Genomic DNA, 20,133 nt, shown 5'->3' on the forward strand with positions numbered 1-20,133 from the left:
AGCTCCCGGTCCTGGGTGGCGGCGGGCGTGCTCACCGCGGTCCCCCGAGGCCGAAGAAGTCCCCGACCAGCGCGGTGGCGCGGACCGTCTGCGTGGTGGCGCCGCCGCCGGAGTAGGCGGTCGCGCCCGGCCAGGTGTGGCCGCCGCCGTCGACGGCGACGTGCTGCACCCGGGCCCCGTCGCGGCAGCCGCGCCAGGTCGCGATGGTCACGTCGGGCTCGATCCGGCGGGTCTGCGGGCGGGCCCGGCAGCCGTCGCGGGCGACCCACTCGGCGACCTTCGCCGGGATCGCGGGCAGGCCGCGGTCGGCGTCGCCGGTGTAGGGGATGGTCGCGTCGCCGGTGCCGTGCACGAACAGCGCCGGGACCGGACGGCCGGGCCGGCACGGCGGTTCGCCGTCGCGGTAGTAGGCGCCCGCGACCGGGGCGATCGCGGCGATCCGGTCGGACATCCGGCAGGCCAGGATCTCGGTGAAGCCGCCGCCGTTGGACTTGCCGGTGGCGAAGACCCGGCCGGGGTCGACGCAGAGGCCGGCCTCGAGGTCGTCGAGGAGGTCACCGGTGAAGGCGACGTCGTCGACGCCCGGCGCCGAGTACGGGGCGCCCTGCCAGGAGCGCTTGCCCTCGCCGCCGGGGACCCCGTCGGGGTAGGCGACGACGGCGGGCAGCCCGGACAGGCCGGAGAAGTCCTCCGTGGTGGCGCCGTCGTTGCCGCGGCCGTGGAAGACCAGGACGACCGGGGTGGGCCGGTCGGGGCGGTAGCCGTCGGGCAGGTGGACGCGCACGGTGCGGGCCAGGCCGCCGCTGTCCACGGTGCGGACGGCGGTGGTCCCCGGTGCCTGCGGCGGGGTGACGCCGCAGCCGGGGCTCCGCGCTCCGGCCGGGCCGCCCGCCGGTCCGGCGGCCGCTTCGGGGCCGGCGGGTGCGACGGAACCGGCGGGTCCGGCCGGCGCCCCGGACGCGGTCGGGACCACGGCGGCGTCGGACGGTGTCGGGGCGACGGCGGCGCCGGTGGTCAGGGCGGCCGCGGCCAGGCAGGCCGCCGCCACGGCACGCAGGCGGCGTCCCCCGGGACGTCGCGTCGGGCCCACGGTCGGGTGTCCCGGAACGGACGGTGTCGCTGCGGACGGTCTCGGTGCGGACATGGGGTTCCCTTCGGACGGCGTCGTCGACGGCCGGTGCTGTGGCCCCGCCCGGGTCGCGGGCAGGGTCGTGCGACGGGGGCACCGGGTGGCGCCACCGCGGGAGTGCTGTGGGTCCGTGCGGGTCGGAGGGGGCGTCAGGCCTTGAGCCAGGCCGTGACGAAGTCGGTGATCCGGTCGGCGATCGCGGCGACGATCGCCTCGCCGTGCTCCGGATCGGCCCGGCGGGGGTCGCCGAGGACCCCGTTGCCGGACAGGCGGTCGTAGGGCGCGGTGAGCGTCGGACCACCGCGCCGCCGGGCCAGTGCGCCGAAGGAGTCGAGCTCGGCGAGCCGGGTGGTCCCGGCCGCGAGCCGGTCGGTGTGCACCAGGTGCGGTGCGACGGCGAGCATCTGCGCCGTCTCGGCCTGCCCGCTGTGCCCGCTGACCTCGGGCGGCCCGGCCGCGGCGACGACGTCGGCGGCCAGCGGGGTGAGCGGGCTCCAGGCGAACTGCAGGTCCGGACGGGCCGCGAGCAGGTCCTGCGCGACCGTCGCGAGGGTGGCGTCGTTCCCGCCGTGCCCCGTGACCACGCAGATCCGGCGCCAACCGTGCCGGTACAGGCCGTCGACGTACTCGCGCACGAGCGTGGCGAACGTCGTGGTGGTCAGGCTGACCGTGCCGGCGAAGGCCAGGTGGTGCGGCGACACCCCGACCGGCAACGACGGTCCGACGACCGCGGTGCCGCCCAGTGCCTCGGCGACCCGGTCGCAGACCGCCTCGGCGCGGATCAGGTCCGTCGCGAGCGGCAGCCCCGGCCCGTGCTGTTCGAAGGCCCCGGCCGGCAGAAGCACGACCGGGCTGTCGACGACGGCGGCCGCGGCCTCGACCGTCGTCATCTCCCCCAGGCGCCGGGTGCTCACGCGCCCACCGCCGCGGCGATCGAGGCGAGGTGCTCGCGACACAGCCGCTCCGCCAGGTCCGGGTCGCCCCCGCGGACGGCGTCGAGCAGTGCGACGTGCTCGGCGTGGTCGCGCTCGCGGTCGTCGTAGCGGTGCCGGATCTCGACCTGGTCGCGTGCTCGGATGTGCAGCAGCGCCTCCACCGTCTCCCGGAGCAGCGCGTTGCCGCTGGTCGCGGCCAGTGCGACGTGGAAGTGCACCGCCGGACGGAGGTCACCGACCGGCGGGTGCAGGGCGTTGGTGACGCTCTCCGCGAGCATCGCCAGCCCCGCGGTGTCGCGCTCCCGGGCCGCGGCGGCCGCGATCGGCGGCTCCAGGACCAGCCGGGCGCGGATCAGCTCGTGCACGCCGTCGGGGGTCCGGGACGGCCGGTGCGGGTTGGCGAGCAGCCGCCGCCCGACCCCGGCACCGACGTAGGTGCCCGAGCCGTGCCGGAACTCCACCGCGCCGGTGGCCTCCAGGCGTCGCAGCGCCTCGCGGACGGTCGGGGTGGTGACCTCGAACCGTCGCGCCAGGTCGCGGGAGGACGCGAGCTGGTCCCCCGGGCCGAGGTTCCCGGTCCGGATGATGTCCATGATGTCGTCGGCCAGGCGCTCCGACAGCGTCTCCCCTGCGGTCATAAAGTGACTAAATCACTTAGAGACCTGACCGGTCAACCCTCCCCCGTCGCCCCAGCCCGCCGCCTCCGGACGCTGGTGATCGCGAATCCGCGCGCTGATCCGCTGGACGCGCGCGTCCGGACGCACGCGGACCGCGGATCACCGCGCGAACTCCGGATCTTCGTGCGGGCGGGCCGCGGACGGACCGGGGACGGTCAGGCCCCGGCGGCGGCGGTCGGGCCGTCGGCGTCGTCGGGGGTGTCCGCGGCGGCGTCCCAGTCGGCCAGGGCCCGGTCGAGCTCGGGCCAGGTCGTGTCCCGGGCCCGGCGCCCGGTCAGCACGCCCAGGTGCCCGCCCGGCGAGGTCGTGAACCGCACCTCCGGGCTGCCGGTCAGCAGCGGCACGCCGGCGCGCACCGCCCGCAGCGGGGCGATGACGTCGTCCCGCCCGGCGACGACGAGCACCGGCACCCCGACGTCGGACAGCTCCACGTCGCGCCCGCCCAGGCGCAGTCCGCCGTTGGCGAGGTCGTTGCTGCGCAGCAGCAGGTGGAAGATCTGCCCGAACACCCGGCCCGGGTAGCCGTGCATGTTGCTCATCAGGTGGTCGACGGCCTCGATCTGGGCCAGGCAGTCCCGGTCGTCGATCCGCGACGCGATCGCCAGCGGCTTGGTGACGAGCTTGTCCACCGCGGTCAGCTGGAACGCCCAGCTCACCATCGGCGCCGGGAAGCTGCCGACGCCCCGGTAGATCGAGGAGATCAGCCGGCCACCGGTGATCTGCGCGAGCGGCCGGATCGGCGCCACCAGCGGCACCCGGGAGATGTCGACCGGGGTGCCGATCGCGGCGACCGAGCGCACCGGCAGCGGGTCGCGGGCCTGCACCGCGGCGGCGACGGTGAGCAGGGCGAAGATCCCGCCGAGCGACCAGGCGACGAGGTGCACCTCGTCGTCGGTCTCCTCGGCGACCCGGCGGATCGTGTCGGGCAGCAGCTCGTCGACCCAGCTCTCGATGCCCAGGGTCCGGTCGGAGAACGACTTGGGGCCGTAGTCGATCAGGTAGACGGTCCGGCCCTGCTGCAGCAGGTGCTCCACCAGCGAGCAGCCGCGACGCAGGTCGTAGGCGAAGTCCGGGGCGCCCAGCGGCGGCACGAGCAGCACCGGTGCACCGCCTGCGGGGTCCACACCGGACAGCGGGCGGTACCGGAACAGGATGCCCTGCGGCGAGCCGACCACCGCGTCGCGCGGCATCCGTCGCAGGTCGGCGAGGTGACCGACCACGGCCCGGTCCCACACGTTGGCGACGGCGTCCACGAGATCCACGGCCGCACCCTACCGGCACGCACGGGTCACCGACGGCCCGTGAGGACGACCGGAGTTACCGGCGGGTATGTGAGACTGCCGGACATGCAGCGCGAGATCTTCGACGACGAACACGACGCGTTCCGCGACCTGTGCCGGACCTTCATCGCGAAGGAGGTCACCCCGCACCACGAGCAGTGGGAGGAGGACGGCCAGGTCGACCGGGCGGTATGGACCGCGGCCGGGGCGGCGGGCCTGCTCGGCACCGCGGTCCCCGAGGAGTACGGCGGCGGCGGGGTCGACGACTTCCGCTACAACGCGATCCTGGCCGAGGAGATCGTCGCCGCCGGGGCCAGCGGGATCGGCTTCCCGCTGCACAACGACGTGGTGCAGCCCTACCTGCTGCGGCTGTGCACCGAGGAGCAGAAGAAGCGCTGGCTGCCCGGGTTCTGCAGTGGCGAGCTGATCACCGCGATCGCCATGACCGAGCCCGGCACCGGGTCGGACCTGCAGGGCATCGCCACCAACGCCAAGCAGGACGCGAGCGGCGACTGGATCCTCAACGGCTCCAAGACCTTCATCACCAACGGCATCCTCGCCGACCTGGTGGTCGTCGTCGCCAAGACCGACCCCGACGCCAAGCACCTCGGCTTCACCCTGTTCGTGGTGGAGCGCGGGATGGAGGGCTTCGAGCGCGGCCGCCGCCTGAAGAAGGTCGGCATGAAGGCCCAGGACACCGCGGAGCTGAGCTTCACCGACGTCCGGGTGCCCGACGCGAACCGGCTCGGCGAGGTCGGCCAGGGCTTCATCTACCTCATGCAGAACCTCGCCCAGGAGCGGCTGTCGATCGCCGTCGCCTCGGTGGCCGGCGCCGAGGCCGCGGTGAAGATGACGCTGGAGTACACCAAGGAGCGCAAGGCGTTCGGCCGCCCGGTGGCGAACTTCCAGAACACCCGCTTCGAGCTCGCCGAGATGGACACCGAGGTCTCCATCGCGCGGGTCTTCGTGGACCGCTGCATCACCGAGCACAACGGCGAGGGCGAGCTGTCGGTGCCCGACGCGGCCAAGGCCAAGTGGTGGTGCTCGGACCTGCAGAACCGGGTCGTCGACCGCTGCGTGCAGCTGCACGGCGGCTACGGCTACATGCTCGAGTACCCGATCGCCCGCGCGTTCGTCGACTCCCGCGTGCAGGCGATCTACGGCGGCACGAACGAGATCATGAAGGAGATCGTCGGCCGGTCGCTCATCGGCTGACGGGAGCCCCCGCACCGTCCAGGGCCCGCGCGATGTCGGCGACGAGATCGCGCGGGTCCTCCAGCCCCACCGACAGGCGCAGGTGCCCGAGACGGCGGAACTCCGGCGGGAAGTGCGCCGCCCGGCCGTCGCCACCGGCCCCGACGTGCACGATCAGCGACTCGTCGTGGCCCAGCGACACCGCCGAGGTGATCACCCGCAGGCCTGCGACGAAGCGGTTCTGCCGCTCCGGCGGCCCGTCGAGGGCGAAGGCGAGCATGCCGCCGTACCCGCCGTCGAGCGTGCGGGTCGCGAGCGCGTGCTGCGGGTGCGACGCCAGCCCCGGGTAGGCGACGTACGCGACCTCCGGGCGGGACTCCAGGTACTCCGCGACCTGCTGCGCGCCGGCGCAGTGCGCGCGCATCCGCATCGGCAGGGTCACCGCGCCGCGGGCGATCAGCCAGGCGTTGAACGGGCCGATCACTCCCCCGGCGTCGACCATCGCGTCGGCGCGGATCCGCTCGACGAGCTCGCGGCGGCCCAGCACCGCGCCGCCCATGGCGTCGCCGTGGCCGTTGACGTACTTGGTCAGCGAGTGCACGACGAGGTCCGCGCCCCGCTCCAGCGGCCGTTGCAGCACCGGCGTCGCGAAGGTGGCGTCCACGCTGAGCAGGGCGCCCGCGTCGTGCGCGACGGCGGCGACGGCGTCGACGTCGGTGATCCGGGTGGTCGGGTTCGCCGGGGTCTCGACGTGCACCAGCCGGGTCTCCGGGCGGATCGCGGCGCGCACCGCGTCCGGGTCGGAGGAGTCGACCAGGGTGGCGGTGATCCCCCACCGGTCCGGCAGCAGCTCGGTGAGCAGCCGGTGGGTGGCGACGTAGGTGACGTCGGAGCTGACGACGTGGTCACCGGACCGCAGGAACGTGAAGAACACCGCGTGCAGCGCCGCGACGCCCGAGGCGAGCGCGACCGCGGCGCAGCCGCCCGGCGACACCCCGGAGGGGTCCTCCAGGGCGACGAGCTTGTCCTCCAGCCAGCCCTGGTTCGCCCCGCCGTTGCGGGTGTAGAGCCGGGTCGCGGTGCCCGACCAGTCCAGCTCCGAGGGGTCCTCGGGCAGGGCGTAGGAGTTGGCCGCGACGATCGGGCGGCGGATCGCGCCGGTCCCGGGGTCGACGTCGTTGCCCGCGTGCACCGCGCGGGTGGCGAGGAAGGGCGGTCTGTCGCCGGAGGTCACGCCGGAGATCATGCCTCGGCGATCGGCTCCGGGGCGTGCAGCGACGGGCCCGCGTCCGGCACGACCAGGGGGGTGCCGGTGACCGGGTCGGGCAGCACCCGGGCCCGCAGCCCGAACACGTCGGCCAGCAGCTCCTCGGTGACGACCTCGGACGGCGACCCCGCCGCGACGATCCGGCCGTCCTTCATCGCGACGAGCCGGTCGGCGTAGCGGGCGGCCAGGTTGAGGTCGTGCAGCACCATGACCACGGTGCGGCCGGCCTCGGACTGCAGCCGCCGCACCAGCTCCAGCACGTCGACCTGGTGGGCCAGGTCGAGGAAGGTGGTCGGCTCGTCGAGCAGCAGCAGGTCGGTCTCCTGCGCCAGGGCCATCGAGATCCAGGCGCGCTGGCGCTGGCCGCCGGACAGCTCGTCGACCGGGCGCTCGGCGAGGTCGGACAGGCCGGTCCAGGCCAGCGCCTCGGCGACGGCGCGCTCGTCGTCGGAGGACCACTGCCGGTACCAGGCCTGGTGCGGGTGTCGCCCGCGGGCGACGAGGTCGCCGACGGTCAGGCCCTCGGGCGCCAGCGGCGACTGCGGCAGGATCCCCAGCACCCGCGCGACCTCCTTGGTCGGGGTGCGGTCGATCCGCTTGCCGTCGAGCAGCACCTGACCGGTCCGGGCGGGCAGCAGCCGCCCCAGCGCGTGCAGCACGGTGGACTTGCCGCAGCCGTTCGGGCCGATCACGGTGGTGACCGCGCCGGGCAGCACCTCCAGGTCGAGCCCGTCGACGATGGTGCGGTCGCCGTAGCCGAGCGTGACCTGCTCGGCCGACAGCCGGACCACGCCGGGACGGACGGGTTCGCCCGCCGTCGTCGTCCGGGAGGCGGTGGCCTCCGCGACGCTGATGTCCTCGACGGTGCTCATCGACGGGCCTCCTGGCGGGTGCGGGCGAGCAGGTACAGCAGGAACGGGGCGCCGAGCACCGCGGTCACGATGCCGACCGGGAGCTCGACGGACCCCAGTGCGGTGCGGGCGATCAGGTCGGACAGCACGGTCAGCGCCGCGCCCAGCACGAGCGAGACCCCGATCGGCGGGGTCCCGACCCGGCAGAGCCGGCGCGCGATCTGCGGGGTGACCAGTGCGATGAAGGCGATCGGGCCCGCGGCCGCGGTCGCGACCGAGGCGAGCCCGACGGAGACGAGCAGCAGCGCGGTGCGGGCGCCGTTCACCCGCACGCCGAGGCCGCGGGCGGTGTCGTCGTCGAAGCGCAGGGCGCCGAGCAGGTGCACCAGGGCCAGCGCCGCGGGCACGAGCACGAGCATGGAGATCGACAGCGGGACGACCTCGTTCCAGCTGCGCGCGTTCAGGCTGCCGTTGAGCCAGACCTGCGCCTGCGCGGCCTGGTAGATCTGCGCGACGGTCAGCAGCCACTGCACCGCCGCGACGAGCACCGCCTGGATGCCGATGCCGATCAGGACCAGCCGGAAGCCCTGGATGCCCTTGCGCCAGGCCAGGACGTAGACCAGGACCGAGGCCACGAGCCCGCCGATCAGCGCGGCCAGCGGGATGCCGAGCGAGGCGAACGCGCCACCGACGCCGGCCGCGCCACCCCCGAGCACGATGACGAACACCGCCGCGGCGCTGGCGCCCCACTGGACGCCGATGATGTCCGGGCTCGCGAGGGGGTTGCGGGCGACCGACTGCAGGATCGCGCCGGAGACGGCCAGCGCGCCGCCGACCAGGGCGCCGACCAGGGTGCGCGGCAGCCGCAGCTCCAGCACGACGAGCTGCTGGCCCGCGTCGCCGCCGCCGAACAGGGTGGCCAGCACGTCGGTGATCGCGATCGGGTAGTCGCCGCGGCCCATGTTGACCGCGGCCGCGAGCAGCAGCGCGACGGCGCAGGCGAGCAGCACCACGGCGGTGCGGATGCGCAGCACGCCGGAAAAGCGGCCCGCGCGGACGGCGCGGCGGCCGGGGACGGCCACCGTGCCCGGCGTGGGCCCGGGGTCGGTCACGGTGCTCACACGGCCCCCAGCTTGCGACGGCGCACGAGCGCGATGAAGAAGGGCCCGCCGATCAGCGCGACCACGATGCCGACCTGCAGCTCCCCGGGGCGGGCCACCACCCGTCCGACGACGTCGGCGAGCAGCAGCAGCACCGCCCCCGCGAGCCCGGAGGCGGGCAGCAGCCAGCGGTGGTCGGGCCCGGTGAACACCCGCACGACGTGCGGCACGATCAGCCCGAGGAACACGATCGGCCCGCAGGCGGCGGTGGCCGCCCCCGCGAGCAGCGTGATCGCGACGACGCCGACGACCCGGGTCCGGCGGACCGAGTGCCCCAGCGAGGTGGCGACGTCGTCGCCGAGGGAGAGCGCGTTGAGGGCGGGCGCGCTGGCCAGCGCCAGCGCCGTGCCCGCGAGGATGAACCACATGACCTGGCCGCCGACCGCGGCGTCGCGCCCGGCGAGCGAGCCGACCACCCAGAACCGGTAGGCGTCGAGGCTGGTCTCGTCGAGCAGCACCACCGAGGACGTGCCCGCCTGCAGCAGGAAGCTGACCGCCGCGCCGGCCAGGGCCAGCGACACCGGGGTGGCACCGCCGGGTGCCCGGGTGCCGATCACGAACACCACGACGCTGGCGACCAGCGCGCCGGCGAAGGCGAACCAGACGTAGCCGAACAGCGTGCTGACACCGAAGACGTAGATGCCGATGACGACGAAGAACGCCGCGCCCGCGTTGACGCCCAGCAGGCCGGGGTCGCCGAGCGGGTTGCGGGTGAAGCCCTGCACGAGCGCGCCGGCCAGGCCGAGCGCGATCCCGACCAGCACCCCGAGCAGGGTGCGCGGGATCCGCAGGGAACGGATGACCACGTCGTTCTCGCTGCCGGTCGGGGCGACCAGCGCGGAGAACACCTCGTTCACCGGGATGACCTTGGTCCCGATCGCGATGCTGGCGAGTACCGCGAGCAGCAGCGCCGCGGTCAGGGCGGCGAGGCCGAGCAGCCGCCTGCGCCGCAGCGACCGCCGTGGGGGCGCCGGTTGTTCCACCGACGGTGGTCGGACGCGGATCGCGTTCACCTTGCTCGTGGCCCCCTGCTCGACCGGATGCCCCACCCGTCCGGTGCGGCTCCGCTCACCATAAGTGAGGCTGCCCTACGACAGAACACCCCCGTGCGTCACGTCGCCCGCACGGCGGGATGCTCGGGAGGTGCCCACCGAGCCCTCCGCGTCCGGTCCCCCGCCCGTCCGGCCGCGGGTCACCGCGGTCATGGTCAGCTCCGCCGACGGGGCCGTGACGGCGGGCGGAGCGGGGTCCGGCGGCCTGTCCACCCCGGCCGACCGGGACCTGTTCCGCGCCCTGCGACGGTCGGCCGACTGCGTCCTCGTCGGGGCGGGCACCGCGCGGGACGAGGACTACCGGGGCGTCCGGCCGCGTCGTCCCGGTCCGGACGGGCGGCCGCCCGGGCCGCCCCCGCCGGTCGTCGTCGTGAGCGGGTCGGCCGGGCTGGACCCGGGTGCGCGGCTGTTCACCGACACCGTCACGGCGCCGGTCGTGCTGACCACGGCCGCCGCCCCCGCGGACCGGCGCGCCGCGCTGGGTGCCGCGGGTGCCGAGGTCGTGGTGCTCGACGACCTCTCCCCCGCCGCGCTGCTCGCCGCGCTCGCCCGCCGCGGCCACACCTCCGTGCTGTGCGAGGGCGGGCCGACCCTGCTCGGGGCGCTGGTCGGGGCCGACGTCGTCGACGAGCTGCGCCTCACCCTGGTCCCGGTGCTGGTCGGGGGCCCGGAGGGGCGGATCGCGACCGGGCCACGGTCCCTGCCCGTGCCGCGCGCGCTGCGCCTGGCCGGCCACGAGGCGGCCGCCGACGGGACCCTGCTGCTGCACTACGTCCGCACCACCTCCGGGATCCCGGCTGGTCCGAACGAGTGAACCACCGTGAGGGAGGGCCGCGGACGGGCATCCCACGGGGGACAACACACGCACCGCGGCGGGCCCCCACCCGGGGCCGGCCCGTGAGAGGAGCACCGATGACCTCCGGCACCCCGACCACCACCCCCGCCACGACCCCGGCCGCGGCACCCGCGGGACGCCTCGCCGAGGGCACCGGCCACGGCCGCACCACCATCGCCGCGTCCGTCGTCCAGAAGATCGCCGGCATCGCCGCGCGCGAGGTCTCCGGCGTGTACTCCATGGGCTCCGGCGCGTCGCGCGCCTTCGGTGCGCTGCGCGAGCGCATCCCGGGCGGCGGCACCAGCGGCGCCTCCACCGTCGCGGGCGTGGCCGTCGAGGTCGGCGAGAAGCAGGCCGCGGTCGACCTGGACGTCGTCGTCGAGTACGGCGTCGCCATCGCCGACCTGGCCTCCGCGGTCCGCCGCAACGTCGTCGGCGCCGTCGAGCGGATGACCGGGCTGGAGGTCATCGAGGTCAACATCTCGGTGAACGACATCCACCTGGCCGGCGAGGACGACAACCGCGACGAGGTCCCGGTGGCTCCGGCCCCGACCGGCCGCGTCGTGGAGTGACGGTGCCCGAGCCGACCCCGCGGGACGCCCGGTCCCCCGCCGCCGTCGTCACCGGTCCGCCCGGTGCGGCGGAGGTCGCCGCGCAGCGGCGCCGGGAACCGGCACCGGCCGCGCTGGCCGAGCTGGTCGCCGAGGCCGTCGTCGCGCACCCGTCGGTGGTGCGGCTCGACGGCGGCGCCTTCGGGACCGTCGCGACCTGGCTGTCCGGGCGGCGGCTGGTCGGCGTGCTCGTCGGCCGTACCGACGAACCGGTCGAGATCGGGGTGGTGCTGCGTCTGGACCGGCCGATCCCGGCTACCGTCGCGGCGCTGCGGGCATCCCTCGCGCCGTTGGTCGACGGGGTCCCCGTCGACGTGACGGTCGCGGACGTGGAGGTCCCCTGAGGTGGAGGTGGGTACGGGATGGACGAGCCGGATCCCGGCGGGCACGGGGGCCTGACCCCCGCGCAGCGGTCGGCCTACCGCTCGTTCGTCCGTACCCACCACCCCGACCGCGGCGGTGACCCGGAGGTCTTCCGCGCCGGGCTGGCCCGCTTCCGCGCGCTCGCGGCTGACCCGCACGCCAGCCGGACGCCCGACGCGGACGACCGCCGCTACGACGCACCGATCGAGATCGTGCCCGACCTGCCGCTGCCGACCCGGGTCCTGGTGGCCCTGATCCGCACCATCCGACGTCGCACGCACCCCCGGGTCGACCGGCCCGGCCGGCACGCCCACCGCTCCACCCGTCCCGGAGAGGACATTCCATGAACGCCACCCAGACCGGCCTGCTCGCAGGCCTCCTGCTGGGAGTCGCCGGTGCCACCGGCGGCTTCTTCGCCTTCGTCATCACCCTGGTGCTCGGCATCATTGGCCTGGTCGTCGGCCGGCTCCTCGACGGCGAGCTGGACCTGTCCGGCCTCGGCCGGGGCCGCGACCGGTGAGCACCCTCCCCGACCCCGCCGAGCGCGGTGTCCTGGAGATCGACCCGGCGGTGCTGCGCAAGATCGTCGAGTACGCCGCGGACACCGCCTCGGCCACCCGGCACCGCGCCCGTCGGGTCGCCGGGCTCGACGTCGGCGAGTCCGGGCCGACCGCCCGGGTGACCCGGCGGCCCGGCCCGGCACGGGGCACGGTCGGGGCCGCCGTCGGCGCCGCGACCGGCGACGCCGGTGAGGTCGACGTCCGGCTGCGGCTCACCCTGGCCCACCCCGGGTCGGTGCGGGCCGCCGTCGCCGACGTCCGGGAGCGGATCGACGCCGACCTGCGTCGCACCACCGGGCACCGGCTGCGCGGCCTGTCCGTCGAGGTCGAGGCGCTTCAGCCCGACGACGGCGCGTCGCGCCCGGACACCCCGCGCGTGCAGTAGAACCGTCGGATCCTGAACGAGTCGGAAGAGGGAGGCCGGGCCCCGTGCGTGTCCTGCTCCGCGTTCTCGCGCCGCTGCTGAGCCTGGTGGTGGCCGCGATCGGCGCGCTCGTCGTCGTCGAGGTGGTGGCCGCCTGGGTCGGCCGGGTCTCCGGCGCCGGGCTGCTCGTCCCCTGGCGGGACTGGCGCACCACCGTCCAGAACACCCTGTGGACCGCCCAGCCGGTGCTCTGGATCGCCGTGGGGGTGATCGTCGTCGGGGCCGTGCTGCTGCTCGTCGGGCTGCTCGCCCGCCGCCACGACGTCGCCCTCGACGCGCCCTCGCCCGGGCTCACCGTCGCCACCGCGCCGCGGGTGCTGGCCCGGCTGGTCGGCACCCGGGTCCGGGCCGCGGACCCGGTGACCGCGGCGTCGGTGACCGCGTCGGCCCGGTCGGTCGTGGTGAACGCCCGCGGCCGCGGCGACACCGACGCGCTGCGCGAGGCCGCCCGCGGTGCCGCCTCCGGCGTCCTCGACGCGCTGCCCCTCGCGCGGCGCCCGCGCCTGACCGTGCGCGCCACCCCGGAGCAGCCGGGCTCGAAGGGAGTGCAGTGATGACCGACGCCGTGACCTCGACGGGGAGCACCTCCGGCCCGAACCCGCGCCGCGCCGCCCGGACCGCGCGACGCGCCCAGTACCGCTCCGCGGGCGGCGCCCGTGGCGGGCTCGTGCTGCTCGGCGTGGTGCTGCTCGCCGCCGGCGTGCTCACCGTGCTGCTGGTGACCGGGGTCTTCGGGCGGAACCGCCCGCAGCGCCCGCTGCTGGACCCGGAGGTCGAGCAGTTCCTGCTGGCCAACGGCACCGCCGCCCGCCTGGTCGCGATCCTGGCCGGTCTGGTGCTGGTGCTGCTCGGGCTCTGGTGGACCGCGCGGTCGCTGCGCCCGGAGACCCGGCCGGACCTGGTCCTGGACGGCGGCCCGGACACCGAGATCCGGATCGGCGCCTCCGCCGCGGCCGACGCCGTCGCCGACGGGGCCGCCACGCTGCCCGGCGTGACCCGGGCCCGCGCCCGGATGGTCGGCAGCACCTCCGCGCCCGCGGTGCGCGCCACCGTGTGGGTCGGCGAGGACGTCGCCGACGGGGAGGTCACCGAGATCTGCCGCCGCCTGGACGCCGAGATCCTGCCCGGGATCCGCGACGCGCTGGGGATGGCGGACCTGCCCGTCGCGGTGCGCCTGGAGCTGGACGCGGCCCACCGCGACGACCGCCCGCGGGTCTCCTGACCCACTGGCCGGGTCCGTGACCCGGCTCACAGGGGCCGGGCCGGTCGGCGACCGTACGGTCGTCGGCATGAGCGCAGTGCTGGACGGCAGGACGGCCCTCGTCACCGGGGCGGGCAGCGGGATCGGGGCCGCCGTGGCCCGCAGGCTCGTCGCCGACGGGGCGAAGGTGTACGCGGTGGACCTCACCGAGGACCGGGTGGCCCCGCTGGCCGCGGAGAGCGACCTGGTCACGCCGCTGGGCTGCGACCTGTCCGACCTCGACGCCGTGGAGCAGCTGCCCACCGACGTCGACATCCTGGTCAACAACGCCGGCCGCCAGCACGTCTCGCGGCTGGAGGAGTTCGACCCGGAGATGTTCTCGAACATCCTGCGCCTGATGCTGGAGTCGCCGTTCCGGCTGATCCGCCGGTCGCTGCCGCACATGTACGCCCGTGGCTGGGGGCGGGTCGTGAACATCTCCTCCGCGCACGGCCTGCGGGCCTCGCCGTTCAAGTCCGCCTACGTCTCGGCCAAGCACGGCCTCGAGGGCCTGTCGAAGGTCACCGCGCTGGAGGGCGCCGAGCACGGCGTGACCAGCAACTGCATCAACCCCGCCTACGTGCGCACGCCGCTGGTCGAGGCCCAGATCGCCGACCAGGCCCGCACGCACGGGATCTCCGAGGACGAGGTCGTCACCAAGATCATGCTCACCCCGGTGGCGGTGAAGCGGCTGATCGAGCCCGCCGAGACCGCGGAGCTGGCCGCGCTGCTGTGGGGGCCGGCGTCGGCGTCGATCACCGGCACGTCGCTGTCCCAGGACGGCGGCTGGACCGCCCGGTAGGGGGTGGGGCCGCTCACCGCGGCCACACCCCGGTACCGGCATGATCGGTGCTCGTGCGGCGGTGGAGTGTGCTCGGGGTCCTGCTGCTCGCCGTACTGCTGCTCGCCGGGTGTGCGGTCGGGCCGTCGCAGCGGCCGCCGGTGGCGGTGCGGGGCGAACAGCTGCCCGCCGCTCCCCCGACGTCGGCCACGGGCCCGCCCGCCGACCCGGACCTGCTGCCCGACTCCGACCCGGTCCGCACCACCGGGTTCACCGACTGCACCGCCGACACGGCCGCGGCGCTGACCACGGCGGGCACCCCGCTGCCCGCCGGGCGTGTGCTGTCCGTCGGCTGCGCCCGGCTCACCGTGCCCGCCGACCGGGACCGTCCCGAGCTGGGCCCGGCCCGGCTCGGCCTGACCCGGGTCACCACACCCGGCGCGCCGGACGGGCGACCGGCGCTGGTCGTGCTCGGAGACACCGGCACCGACGGGTCCGCGCGGGCCGCGGTGAGCCTCGCCGCCCGGCTGCCCGCCGCCGTCCTCGACCGCTACCAGGTGATCGGCATGGACCGCCGCGGCACCGGGGAGGACCTGCTCGACTGCGCCCCGGTCGACGCCCGCGCCGCCCTGCTCGACGCCGGACCGGACCGCCGCGACGAGGCCGCCATGACGGCACTGCTGGAGCGCGCCCGCGAGGTCGTGCAGGACTGCAACCTGCTGCTGTCGGGCACGGTGACCAGCTACCGCGCCGCGAGCGGCGCCGACGACCTGGAGTCGCTGCGGTCCGTGCTGGGCGCGGCCCGGCTGGACCTGCTCGCCGTCGGCGACGGCGCCGACGCCGCGGCCGCCTGGATCGGCGCCCACCCGGGCTCCGCCGGGCGGGTCGTGCTCGACGGGCCCGGTGACCCCACCCTCGACGAGCCGGCCCGGACCGAGACCACGACCGCGGCCGCGGAGAAGGCCTTCGACGCCTTCGCCGGGGCCTGCACCGCCTCGCCGACCTGCCCCCTGGGCCCCGACCCGCGCGGCTACGTCGACGAGCTCGTGTTCCGCCTGTCCCGCACCGCCCTGCCCGTCGGCGACGGCGACGCGGTCACCGCGGGCGCGACGCTGCGCGCGGTCCGGTCGGTCATGTCCCAGCCCGCGCGCTGGCCGGAGCTGCAGTCCGCGCTGGTCGCGGCCGGCGACGGCGACCCGGCGGGCCTGGTCCGCATCCTCGCCCCGCTCGGGGGTCCGCAGGGCCGCTTCGACGCCACGCTGGCCACCCGCTGCAACGACAGTCGGGTGCGGGTCACCCCCGGTGAGGCCGCGGACCTGGCCGGGCAGTGGGCGCAGCGCTTCCCGCTGTTCGGGGTCGCGGCGGCGCAGGAGCTCGTGGCCTGCGGGCCGTGGCCCTCAGGCGGGCCGGTCACCCCGGCGGCGCCGCGGGGCGCTCCCCCGCCCCCGGTCGTCGTGATCGGGACCGCGCAGGACCCGCGGTCGCCGCAGAGCGGTGCCGAGCGGACCGCCCAGCAGCTCGCGACGGGGCGGCTGGTGCGCTGGCAGGGCAGCGGGACCGGGGCCTATCCGCGCACCCCGTGCGTCACCGACGTCGTCGACCGGGCGCTGCTGACCGGCCGGGCACCCTCCCAGCCCGTGGTCTGCCCGCCGTAACCGCGTGCTCCGGGCGGCTCACCCTGGGTAGGGCCGGACCATGGTCGGGATGCGACGAAACCGACGCAGAAGGTCACGATTGCGTCTCCGCCGTTTTCCGGTGCGGTTGCGGGAACACCGTTGTCGCCCATCCCCACCTGCGACAACGGGCGTACGAAACGTTTCCGGAATGGCTACGCCATCGTCGCGGAACGGTACGTTCGACTTACCGGGGCCACCGTTCTGCGGCTAGGCTCCGTCCGGCGAGCGGGAGACCGCAGGTCGTGCCCACCGCACCGGTGGGCGCACGCAAACTCCCGGTCACGTCGTTCGGGTGGGTGTAACGCCGAACGGACCCGACGACGAGTGGTGCGGAAGGACCGTGCTCCTGCCCCGAGCGGCGGGCACGGACCCCGGGCGGAAGGAGCACGGTGGATTTCTTCACCTATGTCGGCACCCAGCTGAACCAGTTGGTGTTCTACGGCCAGCAGCATTTCCTGCTGGTCGCGATCTCGGTCGGAATCGCGGTCGTGATCTCGTTGGTGGCGGGCACCCTGCTGCACACCAATCGTCTGACGCCCGAGTCGTGGAGCCGCCCCGTCCGGGCGGGCTCCCGTGAGGCGCTGCTGATCGTGTTCTCCGCCGCGCTGACGATCCCGTCGCTGGCGCTGTTCGGTCTGCTGCAGCCGATCCTGGGGCTCGGCATCACGCCGTCGCTGACGGCGCTGACGATCTACGCGATCTACCCGGTGCTGCGCAACGTCGTCGCCGGGCTCTCCTCGGTGGACGACGCCGTCCTCGAGTCCGCCCGCGGGATGGGGATGGGCTCGGTCCGGCGGATGTTCACCATCCAGCTGCCGCTGGCCTGGCCGGTGATCCTCTCCGGCATCCGGGTCGCCGTCCTGATCATCATCGGTATCGCGGTCGTCGCCGGCGCCATCAACGGCCCGGGCTTCGGCTCCTCGCTCTTCCTCGGCCTGCAACGGCTGGGATCGGTCAACTCGTTCAACCAGGTTCTGGCGGCCACGCTCGGCTGCCTCGTCGTGGCTGCGGTCTACGAGGTCGTCTTCTGGATCGTGCAGCGCTTCACCACCCCGAGGGGGATCCGTGTCTGATTCCGGCAAGCCGATGATCGCTCTCGAAGGCATCAGCAAGACCTATCCGAAGACCACCACCCCGGCCGTGCAGGAGCTCGACCTGCACGTGCCCGAGGGCACCATCTCGATGTTCATCGGGCCGTCCGGCTGCGGCAAGACGACCACGCTGAAGATGATGAACCGGCTCATCGAGCCCACCACCGGCCGCATCCTGCTCGACGGCGACGACGTCACCGACGTCAACGCCGACGAGCTGCGCCGCCGCATCGGCTACGTCATCCAGCAGGTCGGCCTGTTCCCGCACTTCACGATCGGCGACAACATCGCCGTCGTCCCGCGGATCCTCGGCTGGGACCGCAACCGGATCACCGCCCGGGTCGACGAGCTGCTCCACCTGGTCGGGCTCGAGCCGAAGATGTACCGCGACCGCTACCCCCGCCAGCTCTCCGGCGGCCAGCAGCAGCGCGTCGGCGTCGCCCGCGGGCTCGCCGCGGACCCGTCGGTGATGCTGATGGACGAGCCGTTCGGCGCCATCGACCCGATCACCCGCGAGCGCATCCAGGACGAGTTCCTGGAGCTGCAGCAGCAGATCGCCAAGACCATCTGCTTCGTCACCCACGACCTCACCGAGGCGGTCAAGCTCGGCGACCGGATCGCGGTGTTCGGGCCCGGCGGCACGCTGCAGCAGTACGACACGCCCGACATGATCCTGACCCACCCGGCCAACGAGTTCGTCGCCGAGTTCGTCGGCGCCGGCGCCGCGGTACGACGGCTGTCGCTGCTGGAGCTGTCCCGCCTGGAGCTGCAGTCGGTCGACCTCGACGGCACCGCCGCCCGCAACGGCTCCCCCACCTACGAGGCCGACGCCGAGGGCCGCCCGGTGCGCTGGGCGTACCTGCCGGGCACCGCCGACCTGCCGAAGCTGGTGACAGTGCCGCGCACCGGCACCGTCTACGACGCCGTCGACGTCATGCTCGACTCCCAGACCGAGCTGGTCGGTGTGGTCGACGAGCAGGAGAAGCTGCAGGGCGCGCTCTGGTGGCGCGACCTGGTCGAGGGCCTCAAGACCAAGGCCGGCTCGTGAGCGCCCCCGCCGCCGAGGAGACCGGCGCGGGCGCGCCGTCCGGGTCGCCCTCGGCCGAGCCGGTCGTCCGCAGGACGCGGCGGCTGGACCGGTCACTCATCGTCAACCCGATCATCGCCGTCGCCGGCGTGGTGCTGGTGGTCCTCTACGCCGCCTCGCAGGGCCTCGACGACGTCGAGGCCTCGGTGATCAACGCGGGGTCGCTCGGGCAGCGGCTCGGCGAGCACCTGGTGCTGACCGGGCTGTCCACCCTCGTCGTGATCATCGTGGCGATCCCGGCAGGCATCGCGATCAGCCGCCCGTCCGCGCGTCGCATCCAGCGCCCGATCCTGGCCTTCACCGGGTTCATGCAGGCGCTGCCCGCGTTCGGTGTGATCGTGCTGCTCGCGTTCTCCCCGCTCGGGCTCGGCCTGCCGACGGCCGTCGTCGCGCTCGCCCTGGCCGCGCTGCTGCCGGTGCTCACCAACACCGTCGTCGGGCTCCAGCAGGTCGACAAGGCGCTGATCGAGGCCTCCCGCGGCATCGGGATGTCGGCACGGCAGACGCTGCTGCGCGTCGAGCTGCCGCTGGCGACGCCGGTCATGGTCGCCGGTGTCCGCGTCGCGCTCGTGCTGAACGTCGGCACCGCGGCCCTGGCCACCTACGTCGGCGCCGGCGGTCTCGGCGAGCCGATCAAGGGGATGCTCGAGCTCGGCCGCCCCACCGGCACCCTCGTCGCGGCGACCATCGTCGCCGCGCTGGCCCTGATCGTGGACTGGCTCGCCGGTCTCGCCGAGTACGCCGTCCGCCGCAACGCCGGCTGACGCGGGCCCCCGCTCGCCCCCGAATCCCCGCAGTACCGCATTCCCTGGAGGACACGTGAAGTTCGGACGATCCCGGCGTCTCGCCCTGACGGCGATGGCCGCCGCGGCGGCGCTCGCCCTGGCGGGCTGTGGCGGCCTGAGCGGCAGCGGCCCCTCGGCCTCCGGCGGCTCCCTGGCCCAGGCCGGCAACCTGAACGGACAGAACTACGTCGTCGGCGGCAAGAACTTCGACGAGCAGCTGGTGCTCTGCCAGATCACCGTCGCCGCGCTCGAGTCGGCCGGCGGCAACGTCACCGACCGCTGCAACACCGGTGGCACCGACGTCACCCGCCAGGCGCTGCTGGCCGGGGACATCAACATCTACTGGGAGTACACCGGTACCGCCTGGGCGTCCTTCTTCAAGGAGACCCGCCGGATCACCGACGACAACGAGCTCTACAACCTCGTCGCCCAGCGCGACCTGGAGCAGAACAAGATCCAGTGGCTGGACAAGGCCAACTTCAACAACACCTACGCCTTCGCCATGACCGAGGCGAAGTCGCAGGAGCTCGGCATCACGACGCTGTCGCAGATGGCGGACTACATCAAGGCGGGCAAGGCGCCGGCCGGCTCGGTGTGCGTGGAGACCGAGTACAACTCGCGCGACGACGGCCTGCGCGGCCTGGAGAAGACCTACGGCTTCACCGCCCAGAACCCGCAGGTGCTCGCCACCGGCGTGATCTACCAGGCGACCGCCGACAACAAGTGCCTGTTCGGCGAGGTCTTCACCACCGACGGCCGCATCCCCGGCCTGAAGCTCAAGGTGCTCGACGACGACAAGAAGTACCACGTCACCTACAACGCGGCGCCGACCATGCGGGCCGACGTCTACAACGCCAACCCCGCCGTCCGGCAGGTGCTGGCGCCGATCGCCCAGGCCCTGGACTACAACACCATCCTCGACCTGAACGGCAAGGTGTCCTCCTTCGGCCAGAACGAGCGCGACGTCGCCCGTGAGTGGCTGACCCAGAAGGGCTTCATCGGCTGAGGTGTCCCCGTACGCCCACCGCGGCCCCGCCCCCTGCTCCACCGGGTGCGGGGTCGCGGTGTGTTCCGGGTCGATCACCGTGTGCGCGTGGGCGTTGCGCCGACGGACGGATCGTGGTCGGCTGGCCGG

Annotated in this window: 23 protein-coding genes; 15 read left to right on the forward strand and 8 right to left on the reverse strand. The window is 74.7% G+C overall.

The window, feature by feature from the left end; all coding sequences use genetic code 11:
- Window positions 1-31: 31 nt before the first annotated feature.
- From KPL60_RS09590 to KPL60_RS09605, 4 genes are all read right to left on the reverse strand, one after another.
- Window positions 32-1,048, reverse strand: coding sequence for a PHB depolymerase family esterase (locus tag KPL60_RS09590; protein WP_226365585.1), 1,017 nt, complete (start codon window positions 1,046-1,048; stop codon window positions 32-34).
- Between the two features lie 230 nt (window positions 1,049-1,278).
- A complete protein-coding gene (locus KPL60_RS09595) occupies window positions 1,279-2,043 on the reverse strand; it encodes a creatininase family protein (RefSeq protein ID WP_226356340.1) in 765 nt (254 codons plus the stop codon).
- Window positions 2,040-2,702: a FadR/GntR family transcriptional regulator gene (locus KPL60_RS09600; RefSeq protein ID WP_226356339.1), complete on the reverse strand. Its 663-nt coding sequence runs from the start codon at window positions 2,700-2,702 to the stop codon at window positions 2,040-2,042. The genes KPL60_RS09595 and KPL60_RS09600 overlap by 4 nt, the downstream gene beginning before the upstream one ends.
- A 194-nt stretch (window positions 2,703-2,896) precedes the next feature.
- Window positions 2,897-4,003, reverse strand: coding sequence for an alpha/beta hydrolase (locus tag KPL60_RS09605; RefSeq protein WP_226356338.1), 1,107 nt, complete (start codon window positions 4,001-4,003; stop codon window positions 2,897-2,899).
- Window positions 4,004-4,087: 84 nt separating this feature from the next.
- Here KPL60_RS09605 and KPL60_RS09610 point away from each other — a divergent pair, with 84 nt between their 5' ends.
- Window positions 4,088-5,236: an acyl-CoA dehydrogenase family protein gene (locus KPL60_RS09610; RefSeq protein ID WP_226366061.1), complete on the forward strand. Its 1,149-nt coding sequence runs from the start codon at window positions 4,088-4,090 to the stop codon at window positions 5,234-5,236.
- Here the strand turns inward: KPL60_RS09610 and KPL60_RS09615 are convergent.
- Genes KPL60_RS09615 through KPL60_RS09630 form a run of 4 tightly spaced genes read right to left on the reverse strand, consistent with a single transcriptional unit; the run spans window position 5,226 to window position 9,497 of the window.
- Window positions 5,226-6,449 (reverse strand): aminotransferase class I/II-fold pyridoxal phosphate-dependent enzyme, encoded by a 1,224-nt coding sequence (locus KPL60_RS09615; RefSeq protein WP_226365586.1) that lies wholly within the window; start codon window positions 6,447-6,449, stop codon window positions 5,226-5,228. The two genes, KPL60_RS09610 and KPL60_RS09615, sit on opposite strands and share 11 nt — an antisense overlap.
- 8 nt (window positions 6,450-6,457) lie before the next feature.
- Window positions 6,458-7,354 (reverse strand): ABC transporter ATP-binding protein, encoded by an 897-nt coding sequence (locus KPL60_RS09620; RefSeq protein ID WP_226365587.1) that lies wholly within the window; start codon window positions 7,352-7,354, stop codon window positions 6,458-6,460.
- Window positions 7,351-8,454, reverse strand: a complete 1,104-nt coding sequence (locus KPL60_RS09625; protein WP_226365588.1) for an iron chelate uptake ABC transporter family permease subunit — start codon at window positions 8,452-8,454, stop codon at window positions 7,351-7,353. The genes KPL60_RS09620 and KPL60_RS09625 overlap by 4 nt, the downstream gene beginning before the upstream one ends.
- Window positions 8,451-9,497, reverse strand: a complete 1,047-nt coding sequence (locus KPL60_RS09630) for an iron ABC transporter permease (protein WP_226356712.1) — start codon at window positions 9,495-9,497, stop codon at window positions 8,451-8,453. Before KPL60_RS09630 ends, KPL60_RS09625 begins: the two co-directional genes overlap by 4 nt.
- 139 nt (window positions 9,498-9,636) lie before the next feature.
- Here KPL60_RS09630 and KPL60_RS09635 point away from each other — a divergent pair, with 139 nt between their 5' ends.
- From KPL60_RS09635 to KPL60_RS09700, 14 genes are all read left to right on the forward strand, one after another.
- The gene (locus KPL60_RS09635; protein WP_226365589.1) at window positions 9,637-10,359 is read left to right on the forward strand and encodes a dihydrofolate reductase family protein; all 723 of its coding nucleotides are present in this window, start codon (window positions 9,637-9,639) and stop codon (window positions 10,357-10,359) included.
- Between the two features lie 98 nt (window positions 10,360-10,457).
- Entirely contained in the window at window positions 10,458-10,952 is a 495-nt protein-coding gene (locus KPL60_RS09640) for an Asp23/Gls24 family envelope stress response protein (protein WP_226356333.1), read from the forward strand.
- 2 nt (window positions 10,953-10,954) lie between these two features.
- Entirely contained in the window at window positions 10,955-11,335 is a 381-nt protein-coding gene (locus KPL60_RS09645) for a hypothetical protein (protein ID WP_226356332.1), read from the forward strand.
- An 18-nt stretch (window positions 11,336-11,353) separates the two neighbouring features.
- Window positions 11,354-11,701, forward strand: coding sequence for a hypothetical protein (locus KPL60_RS09650; RefSeq protein WP_226365590.1), 348 nt, complete (start codon window positions 11,354-11,356; stop codon window positions 11,699-11,701).
- The gene (locus KPL60_RS09655) at window positions 11,698-11,874 is read left to right on the forward strand and encodes a hypothetical protein (RefSeq protein WP_168172228.1); all 177 of its coding nucleotides are present in this window, start codon (window positions 11,698-11,700) and stop codon (window positions 11,872-11,874) included. Before KPL60_RS09650 ends, KPL60_RS09655 begins: the two co-directional genes overlap by 4 nt.
- Complete coding sequence (locus tag KPL60_RS09660) at window positions 11,871-12,299, forward strand: hypothetical protein (RefSeq protein WP_226365591.1); 429 nt, start codon at window positions 11,871-11,873, stop codon at window positions 12,297-12,299. The genes KPL60_RS09655 and KPL60_RS09660 overlap by 4 nt, the downstream gene beginning before the upstream one ends.
- Before the next feature lie 44 nt (window positions 12,300-12,343).
- Window positions 12,344-12,892, forward strand: a complete 549-nt coding sequence (locus KPL60_RS09665) for a DUF6286 domain-containing protein (RefSeq protein ID WP_073577087.1) — start codon at window positions 12,344-12,346, stop codon at window positions 12,890-12,892.
- The gene (locus tag KPL60_RS09670; protein WP_226365592.1) at window positions 12,892-13,560 is read left to right on the forward strand and encodes an alkaline shock response membrane anchor protein AmaP; all 669 of its coding nucleotides are present in this window, start codon (window positions 12,892-12,894) and stop codon (window positions 13,558-13,560) included. The genes KPL60_RS09665 and KPL60_RS09670 overlap by 1 nt, the downstream gene beginning before the upstream one ends.
- Window positions 13,561-13,627: 67 nt before the next feature.
- Window positions 13,628-14,380, forward strand: a complete 753-nt coding sequence (locus tag KPL60_RS09675; protein WP_226356328.1) for a 3-hydroxybutyrate dehydrogenase — start codon at window positions 13,628-13,630, stop codon at window positions 14,378-14,380.
- Window positions 14,381-14,433: 53 nt separating this feature from the next.
- Window positions 14,434-16,014 (forward strand): alpha/beta hydrolase, encoded by a 1,581-nt coding sequence (locus tag KPL60_RS09680; protein WP_226356327.1) that lies wholly within the window; start codon window positions 14,434-14,436, stop codon window positions 16,012-16,014.
- A gap of 410 nt (window positions 16,015-16,424) precedes the next feature.
- Window positions 16,425-17,108, forward strand: coding sequence for an ABC transporter permease (locus KPL60_RS09685; RefSeq protein ID WP_226356326.1), 684 nt, complete (start codon window positions 16,425-16,427; stop codon window positions 17,106-17,108).
- On the forward strand, window positions 17,101-18,174 hold the full coding sequence (locus tag KPL60_RS09690; RefSeq protein WP_374228627.1) for an ABC transporter ATP-binding protein: 1,074 nt from the start codon (window positions 17,101-17,103) through the stop codon (window positions 18,172-18,174). The genes KPL60_RS09685 and KPL60_RS09690 overlap by 8 nt, the downstream gene beginning before the upstream one ends.
- A complete protein-coding gene (locus KPL60_RS09695) occupies window positions 18,171-18,977 on the forward strand; it encodes an ABC transporter permease (protein WP_226365593.1) in 807 nt (268 codons plus the stop codon). Before KPL60_RS09690 ends, KPL60_RS09695 begins: the two co-directional genes overlap by 4 nt.
- 55 nt (window positions 18,978-19,032) lie before the next feature.
- Window positions 19,033-20,004: a glycine betaine ABC transporter substrate-binding protein gene (locus tag KPL60_RS09700; protein ID WP_226365594.1), complete on the forward strand. Its 972-nt coding sequence runs from the start codon at window positions 19,033-19,035 to the stop codon at window positions 20,002-20,004.
- Window positions 20,005-20,133: the final 129 nt, after the last annotated feature.

This window comes from Pseudonocardia sp. ICBG162 (assembly GCF_020496225.1).
Classification (GTDB): domain Bacteria; phylum Actinomycetota; class Actinomycetes; order Mycobacteriales; family Pseudonocardiaceae; genus Pseudonocardia; species Pseudonocardia alni.

Bases quoted from the DNA above. Each gene is read 5' to 3' on its own strand.
- KPL60_RS09600 (WP_226356339.1), bottom strand. From the start codon at position 2,702: ATGACCGCAGGGGAGACGCTGTCGGAGCGCCTGGCCGACGACATCATG.
- KPL60_RS09610 (WP_226366061.1), top strand. From the start codon at position 4,088: ATGCAGCGCGAGATCTTCGACGACGAACACGACGCGTTCCGCGACCTG.
- KPL60_RS09620 (WP_226365587.1), bottom strand. From the start codon at position 7,354: ATGAGCACCGTCGAGGACATCAGCGTCGCGGAGGCCACCGCCTCCCGG.
- KPL60_RS09640 (WP_226356333.1), top strand. From the start codon at position 10,458: ATGACCTCCGGCACCCCGACCACCACCCCCGCCACGACCCCGGCCGCG.
- KPL60_RS09650 (WP_226365590.1), top strand. From the start codon at position 11,354: ATGGACGAGCCGGATCCCGGCGGGCACGGGGGCCTGACCCCCGCGCAG.
- KPL60_RS09655 (WP_168172228.1), top strand. From the start codon at position 11,698: ATGAACGCCACCCAGACCGGCCTGCTCGCAGGCCTCCTGCTGGGAGTC.
- KPL60_RS09670 (WP_226365592.1), top strand. From the start codon at position 12,892: ATGACCGACGCCGTGACCTCGACGGGGAGCACCTCCGGCCCGAACCCG.
- KPL60_RS09675 (WP_226356328.1), top strand. From the start codon at position 13,628: ATGAGCGCAGTGCTGGACGGCAGGACGGCCCTCGTCACCGGGGCGGGC.